The organism is Nonomuraea sp. SYSU D8015 (assembly GCF_008065375.1).
Classification (GTDB): domain Bacteria; phylum Actinomycetota; class Actinomycetes; order Streptosporangiales; family Streptosporangiaceae; genus Nonomuraea.
The window spans coordinates 395,945-419,105 of record NZ_VJYI01000010.1 but is presented as its reverse complement, the minus strand read 5'-3'; the positions used below and the strand labels follow the sequence as shown (position 1 = coordinate 419,105).

25 protein-coding genes are annotated in these 23,161 nt (G+C 70.9%); 6 read left to right on the top strand and 19 right to left on the bottom strand.

Annotated features, from left to right (window positions below):
- The 12 genes from ID574_RS36285 to ID574_RS36230 form a co-directional block, all read right to left on the bottom strand.
- On the bottom strand, positions 1 to 281 hold a 281-nt coding region (locus ID574_RS36285; RefSeq protein ID WP_188193494.1), incomplete at its 3' end, for a helix-turn-helix domain-containing protein.
- Positions 282 to 327: 46 nt separating this feature from the next.
- Positions 328 to 948 carry a MerR family transcriptional regulator gene (locus tag ID574_RS36280; protein ID WP_138669872.1) on the bottom strand — a complete coding sequence of 207 codons (621 nt, stop codon included), beginning with the start codon at positions 946 to 948 and terminating at the stop codon, positions 328 to 330.
- A gap of 147 nt (positions 949 to 1,095) precedes the next feature.
- The gene (locus ID574_RS36275) at positions 1,096 to 1,566 is read right to left on the bottom strand and encodes a bifunctional nuclease family protein (protein ID WP_020539830.1); all 471 of its coding nucleotides are present in this window, start codon (positions 1,564 to 1,566) and stop codon (positions 1,096 to 1,098) included.
- A 134-nt stretch (positions 1,567 to 1,700) separates the two neighbouring features.
- Positions 1,701 to 2,327, bottom strand: coding sequence for a transcriptional regulator FtsR (ftsR, locus tag ID574_RS36270; RefSeq protein ID WP_188193493.1), 627 nt, complete (start codon positions 2,325 to 2,327; stop codon positions 1,701 to 1,703).
- 23 nt (positions 2,328 to 2,350) lie between these two features.
- Complete coding sequence (locus ID574_RS36265; protein WP_188193492.1) at positions 2,351 to 2,863, bottom strand: double zinc ribbon and FHA domain-containing protein; 513 nt, start codon at positions 2,861 to 2,863, stop codon at positions 2,351 to 2,353.
- A gap of 266 nt (positions 2,864 to 3,129) precedes the next feature.
- A complete protein-coding gene (locus ID574_RS36260; RefSeq protein WP_188193491.1) occupies positions 3,130 to 5,634 on the bottom strand; it encodes a mannose-1-phosphate guanyltransferase in 2,505 nt (834 codons plus the stop codon).
- 4 nt (positions 5,635 to 5,638) lie between these two features.
- Positions 5,639 to 6,220: a cardiolipin synthase ClsA gene (locus ID574_RS36255; RefSeq protein ID WP_188193490.1), complete on the bottom strand. Its 582-nt coding sequence runs from the start codon at positions 6,218 to 6,220 to the stop codon at positions 5,639 to 5,641.
- A 220-nt stretch (positions 6,221 to 6,440) separates the two neighbouring features.
- On the bottom strand, positions 6,441 to 6,656 hold the full coding sequence (locus ID574_RS36250; protein ID WP_188193489.1) for a hypothetical protein: 216 nt from the start codon (positions 6,654 to 6,656) through the stop codon (positions 6,441 to 6,443).
- Between the two features lie 81 nt (positions 6,657 to 6,737).
- A complete protein-coding gene (locus tag ID574_RS36245) occupies positions 6,738 to 7,331 on the bottom strand; it encodes a phosphoribosylanthranilate isomerase (RefSeq protein WP_188193488.1) in 594 nt (197 codons plus the stop codon).
- Between the two features lie 10 nt (positions 7,332 to 7,341).
- Positions 7,342 to 7,638 carry a hypothetical protein gene (locus tag ID574_RS36240; RefSeq protein WP_223167422.1) on the bottom strand — a complete coding sequence of 99 codons (297 nt, stop codon included), beginning with the start codon at positions 7,636 to 7,638 and terminating at the stop codon, positions 7,342 to 7,344.
- Between the two features lie 167 nt (positions 7,639 to 7,805).
- Positions 7,806 to 8,480, bottom strand: coding sequence for a response regulator (locus tag ID574_RS36235; protein WP_188193487.1), 675 nt, complete (start codon positions 8,478 to 8,480; stop codon positions 7,806 to 7,808).
- Positions 8,477 to 10,069: a sensor histidine kinase gene (locus tag ID574_RS36230; RefSeq protein ID WP_223167421.1), complete on the bottom strand. Its 1,593-nt coding sequence runs from the start codon at positions 10,067 to 10,069 to the stop codon at positions 8,477 to 8,479. Before ID574_RS36230 ends, ID574_RS36235 begins: the two co-directional genes overlap by 4 nt.
- A 127-nt stretch (positions 10,070 to 10,196) precedes the next feature.
- On the opposite strand from ID574_RS36230, the gene ID574_RS36225 reads away from it, so the two are divergent.
- Positions 10,197 to 10,787, top strand: a complete 591-nt coding sequence (locus ID574_RS36225; RefSeq protein WP_188193486.1) for a class I SAM-dependent methyltransferase — start codon at positions 10,197 to 10,199, stop codon at positions 10,785 to 10,787.
- A 45-nt stretch (positions 10,788 to 10,832) separates the two neighbouring features.
- Here ID574_RS36225 and ID574_RS36220 read toward each other — a convergent pair whose 3' ends face one another.
- The 5 genes from ID574_RS36220 to ID574_RS36200 form a co-directional block, all read right to left on the bottom strand.
- Complete coding sequence (locus ID574_RS36220) at positions 10,833 to 11,387, bottom strand: hemerythrin domain-containing protein (RefSeq protein ID WP_188193485.1); 555 nt, start codon at positions 11,385 to 11,387, stop codon at positions 10,833 to 10,835.
- Positions 11,388 to 11,420: 33 nt separating this feature from the next.
- Positions 11,421 to 12,200, bottom strand: a complete 780-nt coding sequence (locus tag ID574_RS36215) for an enoyl-CoA hydratase/isomerase family protein (protein WP_223167420.1) — start codon at positions 12,198 to 12,200, stop codon at positions 11,421 to 11,423.
- Positions 12,197 to 13,111, bottom strand: coding sequence for an alpha/beta hydrolase (locus ID574_RS36210; RefSeq protein WP_188193484.1), 915 nt, complete (start codon positions 13,109 to 13,111; stop codon positions 12,197 to 12,199). Before ID574_RS36210 ends, ID574_RS36215 begins: the two co-directional genes overlap by 4 nt.
- A gap of 9 nt (positions 13,112 to 13,120) precedes the next feature.
- Positions 13,121 to 13,807: a gamma-glutamyl-gamma-aminobutyrate hydrolase family protein gene (locus ID574_RS36205; protein WP_188193483.1), complete on the bottom strand. Its 687-nt coding sequence runs from the start codon at positions 13,805 to 13,807 to the stop codon at positions 13,121 to 13,123.
- Between the two features lie 170 nt (positions 13,808 to 13,977).
- The gene (locus ID574_RS36200) at positions 13,978 to 14,274 is read right to left on the bottom strand and encodes a hypothetical protein (protein ID WP_188193482.1); all 297 of its coding nucleotides are present in this window, start codon (positions 14,272 to 14,274) and stop codon (positions 13,978 to 13,980) included.
- A 333-nt stretch (positions 14,275 to 14,607) separates the two neighbouring features.
- On the opposite strand from ID574_RS36200, the gene ID574_RS36195 reads away from it, so the two are divergent.
- From ID574_RS36195 to ID574_RS36185, 3 genes are all read left to right on the top strand, one after another.
- Positions 14,608 to 15,726: a globin domain-containing protein gene (locus ID574_RS36195; protein ID WP_188193481.1), complete on the top strand. Its 1,119-nt coding sequence runs from the start codon at positions 14,608 to 14,610 to the stop codon at positions 15,724 to 15,726.
- A 152-nt stretch (positions 15,727 to 15,878) separates the two neighbouring features.
- Complete coding sequence (locus ID574_RS36190) at positions 15,879 to 17,762, top strand: sialidase family protein (protein WP_188193480.1); 1,884 nt, start codon at positions 15,879 to 15,881, stop codon at positions 17,760 to 17,762.
- 139 nt (positions 17,763 to 17,901) lie between these two features.
- Positions 17,902 to 19,305 carry a sialidase family protein gene (locus tag ID574_RS36185; RefSeq protein WP_188193479.1) on the top strand — a complete coding sequence of 468 codons (1,404 nt, stop codon included), beginning with the start codon at positions 17,902 to 17,904 and terminating at the stop codon, positions 19,303 to 19,305.
- A 346-nt stretch (positions 19,306 to 19,651) separates the two neighbouring features.
- Here ID574_RS36185 and ID574_RS36180 read toward each other — a convergent pair whose 3' ends face one another.
- Positions 19,652 to 20,464 (bottom strand): helix-turn-helix domain-containing protein, encoded by an 813-nt coding sequence (locus ID574_RS36180; RefSeq protein ID WP_223167419.1) that lies wholly within the window; start codon positions 20,462 to 20,464, stop codon positions 19,652 to 19,654.
- 164 nt (positions 20,465 to 20,628) lie between these two features.
- Here ID574_RS36180 and ID574_RS36175 point away from each other — a divergent pair, with 164 nt between their 5' ends.
- Complete coding sequence (locus tag ID574_RS36175) at positions 20,629 to 21,708, top strand: WD40/YVTN/BNR-like repeat-containing protein (RefSeq protein ID WP_188193478.1); 1,080 nt, start codon at positions 20,629 to 20,631, stop codon at positions 21,706 to 21,708.
- 14 nt (positions 21,709 to 21,722) lie between these two features.
- Complete coding sequence (locus ID574_RS36170; protein WP_188193477.1) at positions 21,723 to 22,019, top strand: ubiquitin family protein; 297 nt, start codon at positions 21,723 to 21,725, stop codon at positions 22,017 to 22,019.
- Between the two features lie 332 nt (positions 22,020 to 22,351).
- On the opposite strand, the gene thyX is transcribed toward ID574_RS36170, so the two are convergent.
- Positions 22,352 to 23,134 (bottom strand): FAD-dependent thymidylate synthase, encoded by a 783-nt coding sequence (thyX, locus tag ID574_RS36165; RefSeq protein WP_188193476.1) that lies wholly within the window; start codon positions 23,132 to 23,134, stop codon positions 22,352 to 22,354.
- Positions 23,135 to 23,161 lie beyond the last annotated feature (27 nt).

Below are 23,161 nucleotides of genomic sequence, written 5' to 3'. Positions count from 1 at the left end.
TCGGTGACCGTCAACTCCGCCTTGGGCCGCCCCGTGCGGGCCTCATCGACCAAGGCGCCCAGCCCGCCCTCGGCGAAGGCGGCACGCCATTTACGCACCGTGCCCACGGCGATGCCCAACTCCCGCGCCACCTGCGCGTTACTGGATCCCGGCTCCGCACAGGCCAGCACGATCTTCGCCCGGATCGCCACCCGTGACGGCTCCGCGGACATGCCGATCAGCCGAGCCCGCTCAGCCTCAGTCAGATGGATCTCCACTGCCGTCGGTCCTGAATGCGCCATGTCCGCCAGCATATGAACTTAACCGACGGATTTCAGGCGTATGACACTAGCCTATGCGTCGGGCGCGTCGGCGCCGGGCGAGCTCGTCAGCGGGGTGGTCGGCCGGGACGGTGTCCTCGACCGCCGCTCTTTCCCCCGGCAGCTCCGCGAGAGATCCCTCGACCTCCCGCCAGACCCGGCCGAGCGCGATGCCGAACACGCCCTGGCCGCCCTGGAGCAGGTCGATCACCTCGTCGGCCGAGGTGCACTCGTAGACGCTGACGCCGTCGCTCATGAGCGTGATCTGGGCGAGGTCGGCGACCCCGCGATCACGCAGGTGCTGCACGGCCGTGCGGATCTGCTGCAGCGACACCCCGGTGTCGAGGAGCCGCTTGACGACTTTGAGCACCAGGATGTCGCGGAAGCTGTAGAGCCGCTGCGAGCCCGAGCCTTGCGCGGCCCTTATCGTGGGCTCCACCAGGCCCGTGCGCGCCCAGTAGTCGAGCTGCCTGTAGGTGATGCCGGCCGCCGCGCAGGCCGTGGGCCCGCGGTATCCGATGTCGCCCGGCAACGCCGCCGGCTGCTCGTCGAAGAGCAGACCCTGCTCCCCGGCACGCTGCCGCGCGTCCTCGCGCCGCACCGGATCTTCCTGGCCGGCCGTCTTTCCCTCGCCGCTGCTGACCGCCACGCGGACCTCCGGCTTTCTCTCATCCCGTGGCCTGATCTGGGGGTTCACATAGGGCGACCACGGGTTTCACTTGCACCGTAGGACCGCGACCATGCTCAGTCAACGATCCGGCTCGGCGCGTCGTGAAGCGTAAATGCACCGAAATACCTACCCCGCCCTGCCGAAGTCTTCGGGAGTGATCGTGTCAAGGAACTCCCTGAACTTCTCCACCTCGTCCTCTTGGTCGTCGGGGATGACCACGCCGGCCTCCTGGACCACCTCCTCGCTGGCGAAGATGCGTGCTCCGGTGCGCAGCGCGAGCGCGATCGAGTCGGACGGCCGCGCGCTCACCTCCACGCCGTTGGAGAACACCAGGTCGGCGAAGAAGATGCCGTCGCGCAGGGCGACGATGTTGACCGCTCGCAGGCCGACGCCCAGAGCGCTCAGGACGTCTCGGAAGAGGTCGTGGGTGAGCGGCCGCGGCGGAGGCTCCTCCGCCTGGGCCAAGGCGATGGCCGTCGCTTCGGTCATGCCGATCCATATAGGAAGGAACCGCTCCCCGTGTGCCTCCTTGAGCAAGACGATCGGCTGATTTGTGGGCATTTCAACTCGTACGCCCACGACCTCCATCTGCAACACGGGCTGCTCCGTATTCCTGACCGGTCACCCGGCACAGCTTATTTGCTCGTCGCTTCTGCTGGACTGGCTACTTCAATTCAACGTAACACCCGGGACGCCTGGAATGTGCCTCAGCCTCCCTGCTCGGTTCGCTCTCAACGTCCCAGAACCGAGCGTACGCCCGTGCGGACCAAGGATGCGTGCAGGTCCAGCAGGAGGGTGGACAGCTCTCTGGCGGTCTCCTCCGCCTCGCCGATGGCCCCGGGGGCGCGGCGTTTGAGCACGGGCGCGACCGTCTGCTCGACCAGGCCGCACTCCCGCTCGGCGGCCGCCTTGACGGCGCGCAGGTGCCTGGCGTGCAGGCCGAAGCGGGCCAGGGCGCCGACGGTGCGGGCCACCTTGAGCGCCTCCTCGTCGTAGCGCCTGGCCACCGGGGCGAGCAGGCCGTAGTCTTCGAGCTCGGTGAGGGTCTCCTCGTCGATCCCGGCGGCCTCGATCAGCTCGCCGCGGCTGAGCTTGACCTCCTGCTTCTTCTGCACCGCGCGGGGGCGGCCGAAGCTCTCGGCCATCCTGTCCTTGATCACGCGCAGCGGCAGATAGTGGTCGCGCTGCTCGGTGAGGATGAAGCGCAGCTGCTCGACGTGCAGGTGGGTGAACTTCCGGTAGCCGGAGGGGCTGCGCTCGGGCTCGATCAGCCCTTCGCCCTCCAAGAACCTGATCTTGGAGACGGTGACATCGGGGAACTCGCCCTGCAGGAGCGCGAGCACCTCCCCGATGCTCATGTGCGAGCGTGCCGCCTGCGAACTCATAGGCTGGAGTTGCCCCGCATCAGGAAGACGAGGCGGAACTTGCCGATCTGCACCTCGTCTCCGGAGTGCAGGGGGACTTCCTCGATCCGCTCCCTGTTGACGTACGTGCCGTTGAGGCTGCCCACGTCTCGCACGGAGAACTGGCCGCCGCGATGGCGGTAGAACTCGACGTGGCGGCGGGAGACCGTGATGTCGTCGAGGAAGATGTCGCTCTCCGGATGGCGGCCCGTCGTGGTCAGGTCCTTGTCGAGCCGGAAGCGGCTCCCCTGGTTGGGGCCCCTGGTCACCGTGAGCAACGCCGTGCCGGGCGGGAGCTGCTCGACGATCGCCCGTTCGGCCAGGAGCATGTCGCCTGTCTCAGCCTCGTACGCCTCGATTCCCGCGACGGAGATCGTCGACGTGGTGTCCCCGGAGACCTCGGGTCTGGTCAGCGGTGACCCACAACGGGAACAGAAACGGGCATCCTCGGGGTTGGCGTGCCCGCACTGCGTGCAGTAGACGCTCGGCATCGATCGGCTCGGCCTCCTACCGCGAAGACGCGGCGACAGTGCTCGGAGCGCGCCTCGCTTCGCTTTTTTCACGTTTGCGAATGCCGCAACTTACGCTGATCAGCGGCAAAGGTCAACTCGGGGCGCTGGACGGTTGGTTTGGACGCAGACAAAGTTACCGCCGCTTCCGCCCCGTGGTCCATGCCGCCGCGCGTTTCTACATTACGATCTTGCGGCACTCCGCGCGCACATCATCGACAGAGTTCCGTACGTCGCGCTCGGTGATCTCAGGAGGCCGCCTGCTCGACGATGCGTGCCCAGCGTTCGAGCAGGGCCTGGGCGCCGTCCATGTCGGACGCCTCGGCCCACAGGTCGGTGACGGGCTCGGTGGCGGCGGGCAGGACCAGCACCCAGCTGCCGTCGTCGCGGGCCACGCGCACGCCGTCGGTGGTGTCGATGCGGTGGCCCTCGGCCTCGGCCTCGGCCGCCTCGATGACCGAGCGCATCACCGCGCCCTTGGCCGCCCACGGCGTGGGAACGGTCCTTTTGAGGAGCTTGACCTCGGGGATCCTGGCGTCGATCTGGCTGAGCGACAGGCGGGTGCGGGCCACCAGGCCCAGCAGGCGCATGAACGCCGCCAGCCCGTCGATGGCGGGGCTGAACTCGGGCACGACGAATCCGCCGCGCCCGTCCGCCGCGAAGATCATGTCGGGCCCGGCGGCGGCCGAGGTGAGGGCGTCGAGAGCCGTGGAGGTCCACTGGACCTGCACGCCGTGGAAGCGGCAGACCTGCTCGGCGACCCTGGTCGTGGTGACCGGCAGCGCCACCTGGCCGCCCCTGCGCTCGGCGGCGACGAGGTCGAGCACGACGAGCAGGGCGCGTTCCTCGTTGATGAGCTGGCCCATCTCGTCCACGAGGGCGATGCGCTCGCCCACCGGGTCGAAGCGCACGCCGAACGCGGCGCGGGAGGAGCTGACGAGCTCGGACAGGCGTTGCAGGTCGCGGCGGCGCTCGGCGAGCGTCTCGGTGGGCGAGACGTCGTCGAGGCGGGCGTTCACGGTCAGCACGTCGACGCCGACCCGGCCGAGCAGCGTGGGCAGCACCAGCGAGGAGGTGCCGCCGGCGCAGTCGACCACGACCTTCATGTCCCTGACGTCGCCGACGCCGATGTGGCGCAGCAGCTCGTGGGTGTAGTCCTCGACGGCCCTGGCCGGGTAGGTGAGCTCGGCGATCTCGCCGGGGAAGGCGCGGCGGAACTCCTGGCGGGAGAAGACCCGCTCCAGCTTGCGCTGGGCGGCCGGGGGCAGGTCGGCGCCGCGGTCGTCCATGATGACGATGTCCACGCTCTGCGGGTCGCCGGGCGTGGTGCGCAGCGCGATGCCGCCGGCGGCCGACTCGCGGGCGGTGTGGAAGCGGGCCACCGGCAGCGGGGCGGCCTCCAGGTCCAGCACGTTGATCGCGCCGGCCGTGAGCCCGCCGAGGACGGCCCGCTTGAGCGCCCTGGCGGCCAGCGAGGCGTCGCGGGAGGTGACGACGTACTCGCCCTTCTTGAGGGTGGTGGCGTACGCGCTGGCCAGGCGGACGCACAGCTCGGCGGTGATCTCGACGTTGACCAGGCCGCTGACGCCGCGCGGGCCGAACAGGTTGCGCTGGCCGCGCGACTCCCAGATGACGCTGGTGTTGACGACCGCGCCGGCCTCGATGGTCTTGAACGGGTAGACCTTGACGCCGCTGGAGACGTACGCCTCGGACTCGATGACGCATTCGTCGCCGACGATGGCGTTCTCCTCGATGCGGGCGCCGGCCATCACGTCGGTGCTCTTGCCGATCACGCAGCCGCGCAGGTGGGCGCCGGGGCCGAGGTAGACGTTGTCGTGGACGATCGCGCGGTGCAGGAAGGCGCCCTCACGGACGACGGCGTTGTTGCCGAGCACGGTGTACTCGCGCAGCTCGGCGCCCGCCTCCACCTTGGCGTAGTCGCCGATGAGCAGCGGGCCCTTGAGCACGGCGTCGGGGTCGACGGAGGCCGACTCGGCGACCCAGACGCCGGGCGAGAGCTCGAAGCCGCCGATGTCCAGGGCGACCCTGCCGGACAGGGCGTCGGCCTGGGCCCTGAGGTAGCTGTCGTGGGTGCCGACGTCCTCCCAGTAGCCGTCGGCGACGTAGCCGTAGATGGGGGCGCCGCGTCCGAGGAGGGCGGGGAAGACGTCGGAGGACCAGTCGACGGGCTCGCCGGTGGCCACGGCGGCGAGAACCTCGGGCTCCATCACGTAGATGCCGGTGTTGACGGTGTCGGAGAAGACCTGCCCCCACGTGGGCTTTTCGAGGAAGCGCTGCACGCGCCCCTCTTCGTCGACGATGATGATCCCGAACTCGAGGGGATTCGGCACGCGTTTCAGGCCGATCGTCACTAACGCCGAGTTTTCGCGATGAAATCTGACCATGTCGGATAAATCGATATCCGTCAGGGCATCGCCGGAGATCACTAGGAATCGGTCGTCGCGGAGGCGGTCGGCGGCGTTCTTGACGCTGCCCGCGGTGCCGAGGGGCAGGTCCTCGGTGGCGTACTGGAGGCTCATGCCGAGCTCGTCGCCGTCGCCGAAATAGTTGCGCACCAGGGCCGCCAGGAACTGGAGCGTGACCACCGTCTCGGTGACGCCGTGTCGCTTGAGCAGGCGGAGCACGTGCTCCATGATCGGGCGGTTGACCACCGGGAGTAAGGGTTTGGGCTGGTTGGCGGTCATGGGGCGCAGCCGAGTGCCCTCCCCGCCCGCCATCACGACCGCCTTCACCCGATCACTCCTTCTTGGCCGACGCCACGAGCTGACGCACCTGCACCACGTACAGCACCCCTGCCCACCAGTAGAGGCCCGTTCCCCAGAGCGCGAAAGCCCACCCGGCAATTCGGGCTATATCGGCATACCACCCAGTGTGGGAGGCAAGGAAGAGCAGAGGGAAGGCGTACATGAGGTTGAACATGGCGGCCTTGCCCAGGAAATGCACCTGAAGTTTCCGGTAGCCGTGTTTGCGGAGTACGGGGAAGCAACTCGCGACGAAGAGTTCCCGCCCCAGGATGACGATGACCAGCCACCAGGGGATGACCTCGCGCAGCAGGAGGGCCAGGATCGTGGCGAACACGTACAGCTTGTCAGCGGCCGGGTCGATGAGCCGGCCGAGCTTGCTGGTCTGGTTGAACGCGCGGGCGATCTTTCCGTCGAGCCAGTCGGTGAACCCGGCGACCGCGAGGACCCCGATGGCCCACCCGTCCGCCTTGGGCCCGAGAACCAGCCAGAGGAACACGGGCACGCCCAGGAGGCGCAGGAAGCTCAGCAGGTTGGGAACCGTCCAGATCCGGTCCTCGGCGGAAGTTTCGCTCACGCAGCAGACCCTACTGCGTGGAACTCCAACGCAGCGGCCCCGCCTTCGTCCGCCTGAAACCCGCCCCACCTCCCCCTTCGCCGTACCACCCCCTCGCCGTACGCGCCCGCGCCCCGAAGACGGGACGCCCCCACGACAAGGCACCCCCGCCCGCTCGCGTGCCCCGGCACCGCCACCCCCGGCCGGCCGCCTCTCATCCCGCCGCACGCGGGACGACGCATCACGCGCGTCGGACAGCCGGGGCAGGGGCCGGACGGAAGCCCCGCATGGATGGGGGCGCGGCCAGGATGTCGCGTTGCCGGTGGGCGCGCTCGGCGAGGGTCTCGTCGGCCGCCCGCAGCGGCATCTCGGCCGCCTCTGGGGCCGGGCCGAGGTCGTCGCGGCTCCAGACGATCAACCTGTCGTCGTACGAGCCCGGGCAACGGTCGTTGAGCACGGCGAAGCCGCCCGGGACGGGGGTCTCCCGCGGGGACCGGCGGCGGCGAAGGCGTGCGTGAAGCCGAGGGCGCGCGCCAGGTCAGCGGGCGCCGCGCACCGCGGCCAGGAACGCCTTGATGAGGGCGGGGTCCTTCACCCCGGGCGAGGTCTCGACGCCGCTGGACACGTCGACCCCCCACGGGTCTGCGTCCGCGATGGCCTCGGTCACGTTGGAAGGGCTGAGGCCGCCGGCCAGGAGCCAGCGGCCCGTCGGGCGGCCGCGGATCGCCGCCCAGTCCCACGGCAGGCCGGAGCCCGCGTGGGGGGCGTCCACGAGGAGGAGATCCTCGTCGTAGGCGCCGCACCGCAGGTCGGCCTCGGCGTCGACGGCCCTGATCAGGAGGGCGCCGAGGTCCTTGAGCGCGGTGAAGTCCTCGTGCGGGTGCCGGCCGTGGAGCTGGACGGCCCGCACTCCGGACAGATGCGCCGCCGCCCGCACGGTCTCGGGGTCCTCGCCGCGGAACACGCCGACGGTGAGCACGTGGTCGGGGACCAGCGCGGTGAGCTCGGCGGCGCGTTCGGGCTCGATGCGGCGCGGGCTCCGGGTCATGACGAACCCGACGGCGTCGGCACCCGCCTCGACGGCGGCCGCCACGTGCTCGGGCTCGCTCAATCCGCAGATCTTGACGTACACACCCAAGACATTAGCGGCGGCGGGCGGCCGCCGGTGACCAGGCCCAGAACAGCACCGCTGCGACCAGCCCGAACAGCAGCACGCCGGTGGGCAGGTGGGCGCCCAGCCACAGCCAGGTGACGTGCTGGAGACCGCCGGCCACGAACAGCGCGACGCTGGCCAGAGCCGGCCAGCCGGCACCGCGTCCTGGCCGCCAGACGAGCACGGCCAGGACGATCTGCACGAGGGCCACGCGCAGGCCGTAGAGCAGCCCGCCGGGCACCTGGCCCGTCATGGCCGGCATCGGCATGACGGCGGTGTTGTCCATGGCGAGAGGTCCTTTCCGTGGGGGACGGTGAGGACCTCATCGTGGCGACGGGGCGGGAGGGGCGTCGTCAACCTGGGGGGTGATCAGCGGTCCGCCACACGGCTGACCCCAGAACCCCAGGCCCCAGCGGCCGGCCAAGGCCGCAGGCGCTCGGGGGCCCCGGGGCCTCAGCCGAGGCCGCGGCGGGTCGGGCGGAAGGACGCGTCCACGAGGCCGGTGCGGTGGGCGACGACCGCGGCCTGGATGCGGTTGCGCAGGCCCAGCTTGTCCATGGCCGCGGCGATGTGGGTCTTGACCGTGGTGACGCCGACGTGCAGCTCCTCGGCGATCTCCGCGTTGGACAGGCCGGTGCCGACCAGGGCGAGCACCTCCAGCTCACGCTCGGTCAGCCCGGGCGGCGGGTCCGGCGCGGCCTGCTCCTCGGCGGCCAGGAACCGTTCGACGACCCGGCGGAGCACCGACGGCGCGAGCAGCTGCTCGCCGGCCGCGGCCCGGCGCACGGCGTCCACCATGCGTTCCGGCTCGTCGTCCTTGACGAGGAAGCCGACCGCGCCGGCCCGCAGCGCGGCGTAGACGTTGGCGTCCTCGGCGAACGTGGTGAGCACCACGATCCTGGTCGCCGGGCGGGCCGCGAGCACCCGTTTGATCGCCTCCAGGCCGTCGACCCTGGGCATGCGCAGATCCATGAGGATCACGTCGGGCAGGTGACGCTCGGCCAGGCGCACGGCCTCGGCGCCGTCCTCGGCCTCGGCCACCACCTCCATGTCGCCCGTGGCCTGCAGCAGCATGCGCACGCCCGCGCGGACCAGCGCCTGGTCGTCGGCCACCAGCACGCGGATCATGCGAGGTTCCTGGCGGGCAGGCTCGCGGCCAGCATCCACCCGCCGTCGCCGTCGGGGCCGGCGCTGAGGGTGCCGCCGAGGGCGCGCACGCGCTCACGCATGCCGGCCAGGCCACGGCCCGAGGAGGGCAGGCGTTCGATGGTGGTGGGCGGGCGGCCGTTGCGGATCTCCACCGACAGTCCCTCCTCCTCGGGGGCGACGGTGACGCGGACCCGGGTGCCGGGGCCTGCGTGTTTGAGCACGTTCGTGAGTCCTTCCTGAACGATGCGGGCGGCCGAGGTGCGGGCGATGAGCGGCGCCTGGTCGGTGGCCGGGTCGAGCTCGAGGTCGACCAGGAGCCCGGCCGCGGCCATGCGCTCGGCCGACTCGCGTACCACATCGGCGGGGTTGGCCAGCAGGTGCGGCTCCCGCTCGGGCGCGCGCAGCAGGTCGAGCAGGTCGCGCAGGTCCTGCAGCACCTGGTGGCCCGTCTCGCGGATGTCGTTGAGCGCGTCGGCGACAGGGCCGTCGGGCGCAGTGTAGCGGGCGGCGCTGGCCCGCAGCACCATGGCGCCGACGTGGTGGGCGACGATGTCGTGCACGTCGCGGGCGATGCGCTCGCGTTCGGCGAGCTGGTCGGCCCGCACCTGCGCGACCGCCGCGCGGGCGGACTCCTCGGCGCGCAGCCGCTCGGCGGCCGCCGCGGACTGCCTGATGCCCAGGTAGCGGCCGATCGCGATGGGGGTGGCGACGAGCGTCATGAGCACGCCGACCCGGAACGCGGTGACGTCGGTCTGGTCGCCGACGACGGCGATGGCGGTCAGCAGGCAGCCGGTGAAGTACGCCGCCAGCGTCCACGGCCAGGAGGACACCCGCATGGCGAACACGCCGATGGTGATGAGCGTGAGGATGACGCAGGTGTTGACGGCCTGGTTCAGGAAGATGTCGGCCTGGACGAGCAGCACGCCCTGCACGAGGAAGACCAGCCCGGGAAGGCGCCTGGCGACACCCAGCGACAGCCCGCCGACCACGGCCAGGAGCCCGACCACCCAGACCGGCTGGGTGCCCGAGTGCCAGGAGGTCCAGGTGCTGAGCACGGTGATCGCCACCCCGCCGGCGGCCAGCAGCGCGTCAGGGGTGACGTCGCGTTCCTCCAGCCGCCCGGCGGAACCGCGCAGGTAGGCGCCCAGCACGGCGGGGAAAAGCGGCAGCAGGAACGAGTAGATCCACTGGTTGGCGGTGAACGCGGCGCCCGGGTCGGCGATGTTGAGCGCGGTCGCGACGACCGTGGCCGCCACGGCCAGCGCCGTGGCCCTCCAGCCGCATCTGAACCCGGACACCCCCACCGCGACGCAGATGAGGATCTGCACGGTGTTGGACGTGAACGAGCCGAGCTGATCGGTGGCGACCAGGAGGACGGCCAGGTAAAGGGTGACCGGCACCGGCCAGCGCCGGACCAGCCCCATGGGCAGGCCCGCCAGCAGCGCCATCGGGCTGCTCAGCTCCACCGGCAGAGGTCTCGTGTCGCTCGCCTGCGCCGTCGTCATCAGGTCAAGGGCCACACTCGAGACCGCCAGGAGCACATCAAGCGGCACACCACGCCAACGCATGCGCACACGCTATCCGGCCCCCGTGATCGGCTGATCCTCCTGGTGGAGGAGCGCGCCTCCTCCTACTGGCCGCAGGTCCGCCCGGACGGTGGAGCGATCAGTCCGATCTTGCCCCTACCTTGAACCCATGTCCAACGACACCACACTGTTCCTTGGCCAGTTCCTCCGCGCCCCCTCCACGATCGGTGCGCTCGCCCCCAGCTCGCGGCGGCTGGCCGCGGCCGTCTGCGCGCCGATCCCCGAGCGGGGCGAGCCGATCGTCGTTGAGCTGGGCCCCGGCACGGGGGCGTTCACCGCGGAGATCCAGCAGCGGCTGGCCGGGCGCGGCCACCACCTCGCCGTGGAGGTCAACGAGCCGTTGGCGCGGCTGCTCGCCGAGCGTTTCCCCACCGTGGACGTGGCGCACGCGGACGCGGCGCGGCTGGTGGAGCTGTTGCGGGAGCGCAGGTTGCGGCAGGCGGACGTGGTGGTGAGCGGGCTGCCGTGGGCGGCCTTCCCGCGGGAGTTGCAGCGTGATCTGCTGGATGCGGTGACGACGGCTATGGGCCAGGGTGGGGCGTTCACGACGTTCTCCTATGTGCACGCCGTGCCGCTCAGCTCGGCGCGGCGCTTCCGCGCGCTGCTGGCCGAGCGATTCGAGGAGGTCGTGCAGGGGCGTACGGTGTGGCGCAACGCTCCCCCGGCCTTCGTGTTCCATGCGCGCCGCCCCAGGCCGTGAGGGAGCTCCTGCTCAACCTCCTCGCGGCCCGGACGCCGGCGCCGTTCAGCCGGGCTTGCCCATCGCCTTGCGGATCACGTCCCGGGCCCGGTCCATGATCGCGACGGGCGGGCCGACGAGCAGGTTCTTCGCCGCCGTCTCGACCCCCGCGTGGGGGTGGGTGGGCGCCATGGCCTCGGCGGCCTTGACCCCGACGGCCATCGCCTGACGTTCCTTCTCCCCGGTCGCCTCCCGGAACCGGGGGAACTCCTCGCGCTCCTCGGCCTCGGCGTGCTTGACCACCGCCTTGCGGAGGGTGGCGAGATTGACCGCGAACTGAGGATCGTCGACGCCTGCCCGCTCCATCTGCGTGAGCATGTCCTTGGCCGAGTTCTCCTCGGCCAGGCGCTCGTCCACGACCTCGTCCCCGTGGTCGAGCTTGCGGCGCGCGTACGGGTGGACGATCTCCTCCTCTGCTGTCTCGTGGACGGCCAGCAGCCGTACCAGCCGCTGGAAGGCCTCGGCTTTGTCCTGCGGGGCGGCGTTCTCGACCTCGTCGAACAGGGCCTTGATCTCTTCGTGCTGGTGTAGCAGCAGGTCCACCACATCGTTGTCCTTCATGTGACTGCGCCTACCCCAGGTCGGGAGCAGCATTCACGAGAAGGACGGAGGCCGTTTCCCACGCAATGCGCGCACGCCCTCGGCCACGTCGGGCCCGGTGAAGCCGAGGAACTCCATGGCCAGCGAGGCGTCGAAGGCGGGCCCGGCCAGGCGCAGCCAGTTGTTGAGCGAGTATTTGGTCAGCCTGATCGCCTCCTGCGCGCCGGCGGCGAGCCGGACGGCGATCTCCATGGCCTTGTCGTGCACCTGGTCGTCGTCCACGCACAGGCTGACCAGCCCCATCCGCTCGGCCTCCGCGCCGGTGACGGGCTCGCAGAGCAGCAGGTGGTATTTGGCCTTGGCCATGCCGCACAGCAGCGGCCAGATGATGGCGGCGTGGTCGCCTGCGGCGACGCCTAGCCTGGTGTGCCCGTCGATGATGCGCGCGGTGCGGCCGGCGACGGAGATGTCGGCCAGCAGGGCGACCGCGAGCCCGGCGCCGACGGCGGGGCCCTGGATGGCGGAGACGATGGGCTTGGCGCAGTTGAGGACGTTGTAGACGATGTCGCGGGCCTCGGCGAACACGCGCATCCTGACGGCGTGGTCGCGGGTCATCTCCTCGATCATGGACAGGTCGCCGCCGGCGGAGAACGCCTCGCCCTCTCCCCTGACCAGGACGGCCCGCACACTGTCGTCGCGGTCGGCGTCGCGCCAGATCTCGCTCAGCTCGCGGTGCCCGGTCATGTCGACGGCGTTGAGCCTCGCCGGGTTGCTGATCGTGACCCGGAGCACGCCGTCGGCCGGGGTGTCGATCTTGAGCTTGTCGTACGTCACCAGGATTCCCTCAGGCGCGCGGCCACGTAGTCGCGGGCCTCGACGGCCTGGTCGAACAGGCCGGGCAGGCCGAAGAAGCCGTGCACGGCCCCGTCGTACCTGCGCAACTCGGCGGGCACGCCTGCCTCGGCCAACCGGTGGGCGTAGCGCTCGCCCTCGTCTCTGAGCACGTCGCATTCGGCGGTCACGACGGTCGCCGGCGCCAGGCCCGTGAGGTCGGGCGAGCGCAGCGGGGACACGCGCGGATCCGCGGGGTCCGCGCCGCCCGCGTATTGCCGCGCGAACCACGCCATCTCCTCGGCGTCCAGCCCGAAGCCCTTGGCGAACTCGCGGTAGCTCGGCGTGTCCATGGCCGTGTCGAGCACCGGATAGACGAGCACCTGATGCGCCAGCCTGAGCCCGGCGTCGCGGGCCTGCCCGGCGGCGACGGCGGCCAGGTTGCCCCCCGCGCTGTCACCGATGACGGCCACGCTGCCGTTGCTCTGGTAGAAGGCGGGCCTGGCGAAGATGTCGCGCACCACGGTCCACGCGTCGTCCGCGGCGGCCGGGAATGGGTGTTCGGGTGCCAGCCGGTAGTCGACCGACACCACCACCGCGCCGGTGCGGACGGCCAGGTCGCGCCCCACCGCGTCGTTGCGCTTGACACTGCCGAAGACCCAGCCGCCGCCGTGGAAGTAGACCAGCACCGGCAGCAGGCCGTCGCCCGGGTCGGCGCGGTAGATCCGGATCGGCACGTCCTCGGCGCGCTCGTCACGGACGAACGGCAGCTTGGTCAGGGGACCGCGGTGGATCGCCAGGCCGTCCTGCGCGCGCATTTCCTGGATCTTGGCCAGGTCGAGCGTGACCAGGTCGGTGTTGAGATCCGACGGATAGACGGCGAGATAGTCCCGCGCCTGGGGGTGCAGCGGCATGATCGCAGCCTAGCGGGCCGCCTCCATGAACGCATCGAAGAGCCGATTGTCCTCTCCCCGCTCCGGGTGCCACTGCACGCCCACGCCGAACCGGTGCCCCTGCAGCTCGATGCCCTCGACGATCTGGTCCTCGGCCCAGGCCACGGCCAGCAGGCCGCTGCCGAGCCTGCGTACGGACTGGCAGTGCGGCGCGACGGGCTCGATGTGGTCGCCGACGGCCTTGCCGAGCTTGCTGGAGACGCTCACCTGGATCGTGTGCGGCACGCCGCGCTCGCCGTGCCGGTCGCTGTCGAGCACGTCGGGCAGCCACGGGATCAGCGTGCCGCCCTGGGCGACGTTGAGCACGTGCATGCCCCGGGCGATGGCCAGGATCGGGACGTCGGCGCGCACGGCGGCCCTGACCAGGGCCAGCTCGAAGCGGTCGCGGTGGGCCTGCGGCGCGGGGACGCGCCCGTCCTGCTCGCCGTTGTAGGCCTCGGCGCCCAGCTCGACGCCGCCGGCCAGCACCAGCCCGTCGAGGCCGCGTACGTAGTCCTCGGCGGCGTGCGGGCCGAGCGGCGGGAGCACCACGGGCGCACCCCCTGCCCGGAGGACCGCCTTGGTGTAGGAGGGCGGTGACAGGACGGCCTCCCGCACCCAGTCACCCCAGCGGGCGGCCTCGAAGTAGGCGGTGATTCCGATCAGCGGTCGGGACATGCGATCTCCCGGGGGGCGTGGTGGAGTCGCGCCGCCGGCGGCCCCTCCGGTGGCGGCACTTGCCCCATCATGGCGCACACCCTTTCCGATATGTCACCCCTCCCAAAGATCCCCGCCTACCACTTGCCTGCCTCGGCATCGGATTTCCGACTTTTGTCCGGGTCTGACCGTCAGCCGGAGGAGAGGCGGGCGGAGGTCTCGCTGATCATCTGAGTGAGGATCGAGGCGGTGTCCGGGTGGGTGTCCAGCAACTCGTCCAGGCGCGCCCGCCATAACCCGGCCTCGGCGTAGACCGCGTCCTCCTCCGCCTGCAGGCGCAGCCGCGTCTCGCAGAGCTGCAGTTGGTACATGAGCCCGAGGTAGTGTCCGACCGTGTCGCTGAGCCACCAGTAGGCGTCCGTGTTCGCGGCGAAGACGAAGGTCCGAGCGCCTTCCCAGGCCACCCGCCTGGGGTGGAGGACTGCCATGGCCGGATCGTACGCCCGCCGGGCCCCATCCGAAAGGAGCGAAGAGGCGGCATGCCCGCAGCAGGCCGGATTCGCATGTTTCTGCCTTTTCCCCAACTGGGCCCCTGAATACGAATATGACTTTTATTCGGATTCACCGTCCGGAAATTTAGATAGTTCTGCTTCGCACCGTATTGGGGGGAAACGGTTGTGGCGCGTCATGGGCGGTGTAACACTCATTTTTGAGCGTGTCGGATGTGCCGGGGCCGCCGCACGCTCACGACCCGGAGCCGTCAGGGAGGTGGAACGACGAGACCGGAATACGATTCCGGTCAATAAGTGGGGTTGCGTGCTATGTCGTTGAATCCGCGCCTGGTGAAGGAGAGTTTCTCCGTCGTCGAGCCGCACGCCGAACGGGCCACGGCCTACTTCTACGGCCGGCTGTTCGCCGAGAATCCGCACCTGCGTGCCATGTTCCCGCCCGCCATGGACGTCCAGCGCGACCGGCTGTTCAGCGCGCTGACCCGGATCGTGTGGAGCCTGGACAGCCCGGACAGCCTGGCCGCGTTCCTGGGCCAGCTGGGCAGGGACCACCGCAAATACGGCGTCATCGCCGAGCACTACACGGCGGTCGGCAACGCGCTGCTCGCCACGATCCGCCGCTTCGCCGCCGACATCTGGGACCAGGAGATCGAGGCCGCCTGGGTGGCGGCCTACACGGCCGCCGCCAATCTGATGATCGAGTCGGCGGAGAACGACTCCGGGGCCTCCCCCGCGTGGTGGCTGGCCGAGGTGATCGACCACGAGCTGCGTTACCGGGACATCGCGGTGATCACACTGCGGCCGACGCAGCGGCTGCCGTACGAGCCCGGCCAGTACGTCACCGTGCAGACCGCGCGCTGGCCGCGCGTGTGGCGGACGTTCTCCATCGCCAACGCGCCGCGCCCGGACAACACGATCAGGCTGCACGTGCGCTCGGTCCCCGGCGGCTGGGTGTCCACGACGCTGATCCGGCACACCCGCATCGGCGACACGCTCATGCTGGGCCCGCCGATGGGCACGATGAAGCCATGCGGGCGCAGCATGCGGGACGTGCTGTGCGTGGCGGGCGGCACCGGGCTGGCGCCGCTGAAGGCGATCATCGAGTCCATCATCGCCTCCGGCCGCCGGCCCAACATCCACCTGCTGTACGGCGCCCGCACCTTCGACGAGCTGTACGACCTGCCCGACCTGATCCAGATGGCCTCGTCGTTCCCGTGGCTGCGGGTGCTGCCGGTGGTGTCGGACCAGCCGTCGTACGACGGGATGCGCGGCCGCCTGCCCGAGGTGACGCAGCGCTTCCACTCCTGGGCCGAGCACGACGTGTACGTGTGCGGCCCGCCCTCCATGGTGAACGAGACCGTCCGCCGCCTGCAGATCGACGGCGTGCCCCTGTCACGCATCCACCGGGACATCGTCCAGGCCGAGCGCTGATTCTTCACAGAAATGTCCACATGAGGTCGCGGTGAAGGCTTGGCGCTGCGGCGAGTTGGGCTTACCGTCCAGTTCTCGGGTCCTTCCCTCAAGGGTGGAGCGGCCGAACGGGGAGAACCCGGCTTCGGTTCCCACCGTCTCTTGGAGGCAGGATGCGCTTCCGGCATGCCCTCAGTCTGGCCGCCGCGGGCACCCTCGTGCTCGCCGCGACCTCGTTATCGGGACCTCAGGCCACCGCCGAGGGGTTCGGCTACTCCGACCTCAAGCCATGGCAGCAGCGCCTGGCCTCGGGAGCGCTCACCGACGCCCTGGCCGAGCGGCCGGCCGCCGCGCGGCGCGGCCTGACGGGCTTCAAGCCCGTCGCCACTCCCGACTGCGACGACCGCCGCGGCGACAACGTCAAGGTCAACGTCAACTGCGCCAACCTCACCGACCCAGACCTGCACGGCCGCTCCCAGGCCCAGAACGAGACGTGGATCGCGGTCAACCCGTACAACTCCAAGCAGATCGTGGCCGGGTACAACGACTACCGGCGCGGCGACGGCACGTGCGGCGTGTCGTACTCGGCCGACGGCGGCTCCACCTGGGCCGACTCCACCGTCCCCAACGGCTTCACCAGGGGCACGGCCTTCGGCGGCGCCGCGCGCCAGTACTGGCAGGGCGGCGGCGACCCGTCGCTCGACTGGGACACCCGCGGCAACGCCTACCTGTCCTGCCTGGCCTTCAACCGCGGCATCACCGTGAGCCCCAACCCCGACCAGTCCAGCGCCATGTACGTCTTCCGCTCCACCGGCACGGGCGGCGCCTCGTTCACCTTCCCCGGACGTCCGGTGGCCGAGCACTCCGACACCGCCGGAGGGGGGAACGTCCTGCTGGACAAGCAGCTCATGGCCGTCGACCACCACGTCTCCAGCCCGTTCAGGGACCGCGTGTACGTGACGTGGACGACGTTCGACGCCGACGGGACGGCGTACATCTTCGGCGCCTACTCCGCCGACTACGGCGAGACGTTCAGCGACCCCGTCCTGGTCAGCGACGACTCGGCGCTGTGCTCCAGCACCTTCGGCGTCCCCACGCCGCGCGGCAGGTGCAACGTCAACCAGTTCTCCCACCCGAGCGTGGGCCCCGACGGCGCGCTCTACGTCGTGTGGGCCAACTACAACACCACCCCGACGAGCGCCGGCGACAACCATCTGCAGATGCTGCTGGCCAAGTCCACCGACGGCGGCGCCACCTACTCCGCGCCCGTGAAGGTCGGCGACTTCCACGACTTCCCCGACTGCCCCACCTACCAGAACGGGCAGAACCCCGGCCGCGGGTGCGTGCCGGAGAAGGGCCCCACCTCCAACTCGGTCTTCAGGGCCGCCAACTACCCCTACGTCAACGTCAACCCGAAGAACCCGGCGCAGGTCACGGTGGCGTACGGGTCGTTCGTCAACCGCAACTCGCGCGAGTCGGCCGGCTGCACGCCGGCCGGCTTCACCGGGCCGCTGGGCAATCCGCTCTACCAGGGCGTCAAGACCGCCTGCAACAACGACATCGTGGTCTCCGAGTCCACCGACGGCGGCGCCACCTTCGCCGGGACCTCGGCCGACGTGCGCACCCTGCCGTCCGTCACCGACCGGCCCGGGCAGCGCACCACCGACCAGTTCTGGCACGGCTCCGACTACACCCCGGCGGGCGGATACGTGGTCACGTACTACGACCGCCAGTACGGCAACGCCGCCGTCACGGGGTTCTCGGACATCTCGCTGTCCACGCGCGCCGGCTCCCGGTACGTGACGCAGCGGGTGACCTCGTCGAGCATGCCGCCGCCCACCCAGTTCGGCGGGCTGTTCTTCGGCGACTACATCCAGGTGTCGGCCACCGCGACCAGCGCGTACCCGCTGTGGTCGGACACCCGTGAGCCCGCGCTGTTCCTGTGCCCGGGCACCGGCGTACCGGGGACGCCGCCCAAGGCGTGCACGGCGCCGATGCCGCAGGCGGACCCCGCCAACGAGCAGGAGGTCTTCACGGCCCGCCGGCCCGTCTTCTGATCAGCGGGACGTCCGTCTTCTGATCGGCGGGTTGACAGCGGGGGTCGGACGGTGCGAGGTGGAAGTTGACACGCGCACCGTCCAACCGTGGAGGTCGACTGTGCCAGCCGCCGCCGGTCGCCGAGGAATCGGCGCGCTCGTGACCCTGTTCGTCGCCGCGTCGTTCCTCACCGCCGCCCCGGCGGCGGCCGACGTCCCGCTGGCCGAGATCGGGGCCGACGCGTACGCCAACGCCACCAGCCAGCACGGCACGCAGGCCGGCCCCGACACCTACCACTGGGGCACCACCATCGTGGCCGCGCAGCAGGCCGGGCGGTTCTTCGACGGCGGGGCGTCCGGCATCGCGTTCGCGACCTCCGGCGACAACGGCTCCACGTGGACGAAAGGCGTCCTGCCCGGGATCACCGGGTTCGGCGGCGGGCCCTACCAGCGGGTCAGCGATCCGTCGGTGGCGTACGACGCCCGGCACGACACCTGGCTGATCGCCTCCCTGGGGATCACCGACACGAGCGGGATCACCGGGGCCGCCGTGCTCGTCAGCCGCTCGGCCGACGGCGGCCGGACCTGGGACCGGCCCGTCACGGTCGCCGAGGCGGGGGGCGGCGACCTCGACAAGAGCTGGATCGTCTGCGACAACACCCCGGACAGCCCGTACTACGGCCGCTGCCACGTCGCCTTCGACGACAACGCCGCAGGCAACGCGATCATGATGGCCCGCTCCTCCGACGGCGGCCTGACGTGGGCCGCGACCGCCACCTCGGCGACCGGCCTGGGCGGGCAGCCGGTGGTGCGGCCGGACGGCGCCGTGGTGGTGCCGTATTTGGGCAATGACCACCGGATCCGCGCCTTCCGCTCCCGCGACGGCGGCGCGACCTGGAGCGACGGCGAGCCGATCGCCATGGTCCAGCGGCACACGGTCGCCGGCGGTCTGCGCGCGTTACCGCTGCCGTCGGCCGAGACGGACGCGGCCGGCACGGTGTACGTCGTCTGGCACGACTGCCGCTTCCAGCTCTACTGCGCGGCCAACGACATCGTGCTGGCCACGTCGGCCGACGGCGCCGAATGGGACTTCGTCACGCGGGTGACGGGCGACGGCGGCGACCACTTCATCCCCGGCCTCGGCGTCGACCGGTCCACCTCGGGCGGCTCGGCCAGGCTCGCGCTCGCCTACTACCGCTATCCCGACGCCGACTGCACCGCCGCGACGTGCCGGCTCACCGTCGCGTACACGTCCTCCGCCAACGGCGGCCGCAGCTGGTCCGCGCCCGAGCAGGTGCACGGGCCGATGGAGCTCGGCTGGCTGGCCAACACGGCGCAGGGCCGCATGGCCGGCGACTACATCTCCACCTCCGTCGTCCCCGGCGGCAACGCCTTCCCCGCCTTCGCGGTCGCCGCCCCGCCCGCCGGCGGGGCGTTCGACATGCGCACGTACACGGTGTCGGGCGGGCTCCCGATCGAGGGCGGCGGCCCGGCCCTGCTCTCCATCGAGGCCCCCATCGCCACCGGCGAGGACCCACCCGCCCTCCCCCTCACCGCCCGCTGACCACCCGACCCTCCCCCTCACCCGCCCGCTGACCACCCGACCCTCCCGCTCACCGCCCCGGCCCTCCACAGATAGCCCGTCGGCCACAGCCGCCTTACGCCCCTGCGCGTCAGCCACACCCCGCCCTACGCCCCTGCGCGTCGGCCACATCAGCCATGCCGCTCACCGCCCAACGGCCCCGCCCGGTTGCCTGCCCCCTTCCGGCGAGCCACGCCTCCCGCCGCCACCAGCTGGCCCCACACTTCACATGATCACCTCTTGCACCTTCCTCCCTCTTGACGTCCCGCAGGGCCGACGTGCCCGGCACATGGAAGAAATGGGCTCCTGCGGGCTGGCACGAGGCCGATCATGCGAAGAACGACGCCGGCTGGCGGAACGCGGCGGCGGTCTCCTCGTCGTTGGGCCAGAACGTCTCGATGGCCAGCTCCGACACCGTCACGTCCACCGGCGTCCCGAACGTCGCGATCGTCGTGAACATCGACAACACCCGATCCCCGGCCGCGATCCGCAGCGGCACCAGGATGTCGGCCGGACCCGGAACATGCGCCACGTTGAGGTCCACGCCGGGATAGGTGTACGACGCCAGCTCGTCGTGCAGCTCGGCCAGCCGCCCGTCGGCGGACATCTCGGCCTGCCTGCGCAGCTGGTGCAGCAGATGAGCCCGCACCTCCGCCAGGTTGAGCAGCCTGCCGCCCATCGCCTCCGGATGCAGCGACAGCCGCATCACGTTGATCGGCTCCTTCAGCAGCTCGGCCGGCACGCCCTCCATGAACATCCCGGCCGCCGCGTTGGCCGCCACCAGGTTCCACGCCGCGTCCACCACGACCGCCGGATACGGCTCGTGTCCCGCCAGGATCTTGTCCAGCGCCTGGCGGACGACCTCCATCTCGGGGGCGCGCACCTCGCGCTCCGGATAGACCGGCGCGAACCCCGCCGCCACCAGCAACCTGTTGCGGTGCCGCAACGGCACCTCCAGCTCCTCGGCCAGCTTCATCACCATCTCACGGCTGGGCCGGGCGCGGCCGGTCTCCAGAAAGCTGATGTGGCGGGCCGAGACCTCGGCCTCGATGGCCAGGTCGAGCTGGCTCACGCGCCGCCGCTGCCGCCACGACCGCAACAGGTCACCAAATGACTCTTCTCGTACGGCAATCGCTCCCATGCCGGGCAACTTATCGTCTGGGGGGAAGCGTCACGATTACCCGCCAGGTAATGCGGGACGCGATCGCGGCCGTCTCGGGCAGGCGGATGGGGAATCTCCCAGTCCTCGGAAGTTGTCGGCCGAGCGTGGCACGATGGGCCCGAAGCGAACTCTTGGAGCGTGCTATGAGTGACGCAATGCTCGCGATCGGCACCCGCAAGGGCCTGTTCCTCGCCCGTTCGGCGGGCGGCGGCCCGTTCGAGGTCGAGCCGATCCAGTTCTCCACGGTCGCGGTGCCCTCGGTGGCCATCGACACGCGCGGCACCACGCCCCGGTTGCTGGCCGGCATCGAATACGGGCATTTCGGCCCGTCCGTCATGTACTCCGACGACCTCGGCAAGACCTGGGGCGAGGCGCAGAAGCCGCCCATCGCCTTCCCGGAGAAGACGGAGGCGACCCTGACCAGGGTGTGGCAGCTGACGCCCTCCCCGTCCGAGCCGCACGTCGTGTGGGCCGGCGTCGAGCCGGGCGCGCTGTTCCGCTCGGAGGACCGCGGCGTCACCTACCGCCTCGTCGAGGGGCTGTGGGAGCATCCCCACCGTCCGCAGTGGGTGCCGGGCGGCGGCGGGCTGTGCCTGCACACGATCATCCCTCACCCCTCCGACCCCAAGATCATGGGGGTGGCGATCTCCACGGGCGGCTTCTACCGCACGGCCGACGGCGGCCTGTCGTGGGAGGCGGCCAACCAGGGCATCCGCGCTCGTTTCATGCCCGAAGGTCAGCAATATCCGGAGTTCGGGCAGTGCGTCCACAAGGTCGCCATGCATCCGTCCCGGCCCGACCGCCTCTTCCTGCAGCACCACTTCGGCGTCTACCGCAGCGACGACTTCGGCGGCGCCTGGCACGACATCGGCTCCTCGCTCCCGTCGGACTTCGGCTTCCCGATCGCCGTGCACCCGTCGCGCCCCGACACGGTCTACGTCCTGCCGCTCAACGCCGACATGGACCGCACGCCGGTCGACCATCGCTACCGCGTCTATCGCAGTGACGACGCCGGAGCCACGTGGCAGCCGTTCGGCCAGGGCCTGCCCGAGGAGCCGGTGTACTCGACCGTGCTCAGGGACGCGATGTCCACGTCGGAGGCGGGGTTGTTCTTCGGCACGCGCGACGGCGAGGTCTACTGCTCGCGCGACGACGGCGAGACGTGGTCGCTGGTCGCCCGCCACCTGCCCGACGTGCTGACCGTGCGCGCGGCGGTGCTCTGATCGTGGCCGGCCCCGTGACGATGGTCGTTTTCGTGCTGCCCAGCACGCTGCGGCGGTGGGTGAGCGGGCGCACGGAGGTCAAGGTCTTCGCCGTCGGCGCCGACCGCGACTCCCCGCCCACCCTGGGCTCCGCCCTCGACATGCTGCGCCGCACGCACCCGCTGCTGGAGGAGCGGCTGCGCGACGACTACGGCCGCATCCGCAGGCACATCCGCATGATCGTGTGCGGCGAGAACGCCCGCGGCCTCGGCGGCCTCAACTGCGCCCTGCCTCCAGGCGCCGAGGTCTACGTGATGCCCGCCCTCGCCTGAACCCCGCGCCGTCTGTGGCCTCGCGTTGACGGGCTCCCAGGCCCGCGCCGTCAGGTGACGGCACGATCCAGGACGAGGCGCTCACGGCCGCAGATCGAGCCTGCGGCGCGAGGGCGCCACCGCCGTGGAGGCCGGGGCGCACTGGAGGCCGGGGCACTCTGGAGGCCGGGGCCCGCGCCCCGTATCTGGGGCCGGTTCCCCGAGGCCAGGGCGCGCCCCGAGGCAGCCCGGGACCGGTTCCCCGAGGCCAGAGGCCGGTTCCCCGTGTCCGTGTGGCGGAGGTCCAGGACGTAGCCCGGAGGCGGGCCTGTCCCGAGGAGGGGCAGGGTGGGTCAGACCTTGCGCCAGCCTGGGATCCAGGCCCCGTCCTCGACGACGTAGTCGCCGAAGAGTGCGGGGGCCTCCTGGCGCATGAGCTCGCCGATGCGCTGGAACAGCAGGCGAATCTCCTCCTCCGCGCCGACCGCGGTGCGGGCCTCGATCGTGTGCCGCAGCGTGCGCACGTTCGCGGTCCACACCAGCCCGGTCGCCACGCCCTCAGGGGCGAACCTGCGCATGAACGACGTGCGATGCTTCTTCTCCGAGAACGGCACGCCCTCCTCGTCGAGCCCGAAGTGATCGGCCATCCACAGCTGGAACTGCTCCAGCTGCTCCAGCACGGCCGTGGCCCGCTTCATCAACTCGTCGTCTTCCCGCGCCCACTCCGGGAACCAGAACGGCAGCTCGTCAAGGCGGACGAACCGCAGCGACTCCTGGGAGATCGCCACGCCGGGGCGATGCCTGACAAGTTCATGAGTCAGAACACGGCTCACATTGTGCAACACGAAGCTGAAACTGACGTGTTCAAGGACGGACCCGTGCGCGCTGGCCAGGATGTTACGCAGATAGTCGTCCTGGTTTTCCCTGATGCGCACCACGTTGGGGTTGAGCCCCGGCTCGAAGGAGCGGTAGCAGAGCCGGCCGGCGAACTCGGCGAGGTTCTGCGCGTCGAGGTCGCCGCGGTCGAGCCGCTCCAGCCAGCTCTCTCCGCCGACCTCGGCCAGGTAGCGGGCCAGCTCGTCGTAGTCGAGCGCCGGACGGGCGACGATGAAGACCTCGGGTTCGACAGTGCGCATGGGGAGCCCCCGCTCGGATCGGGTGTG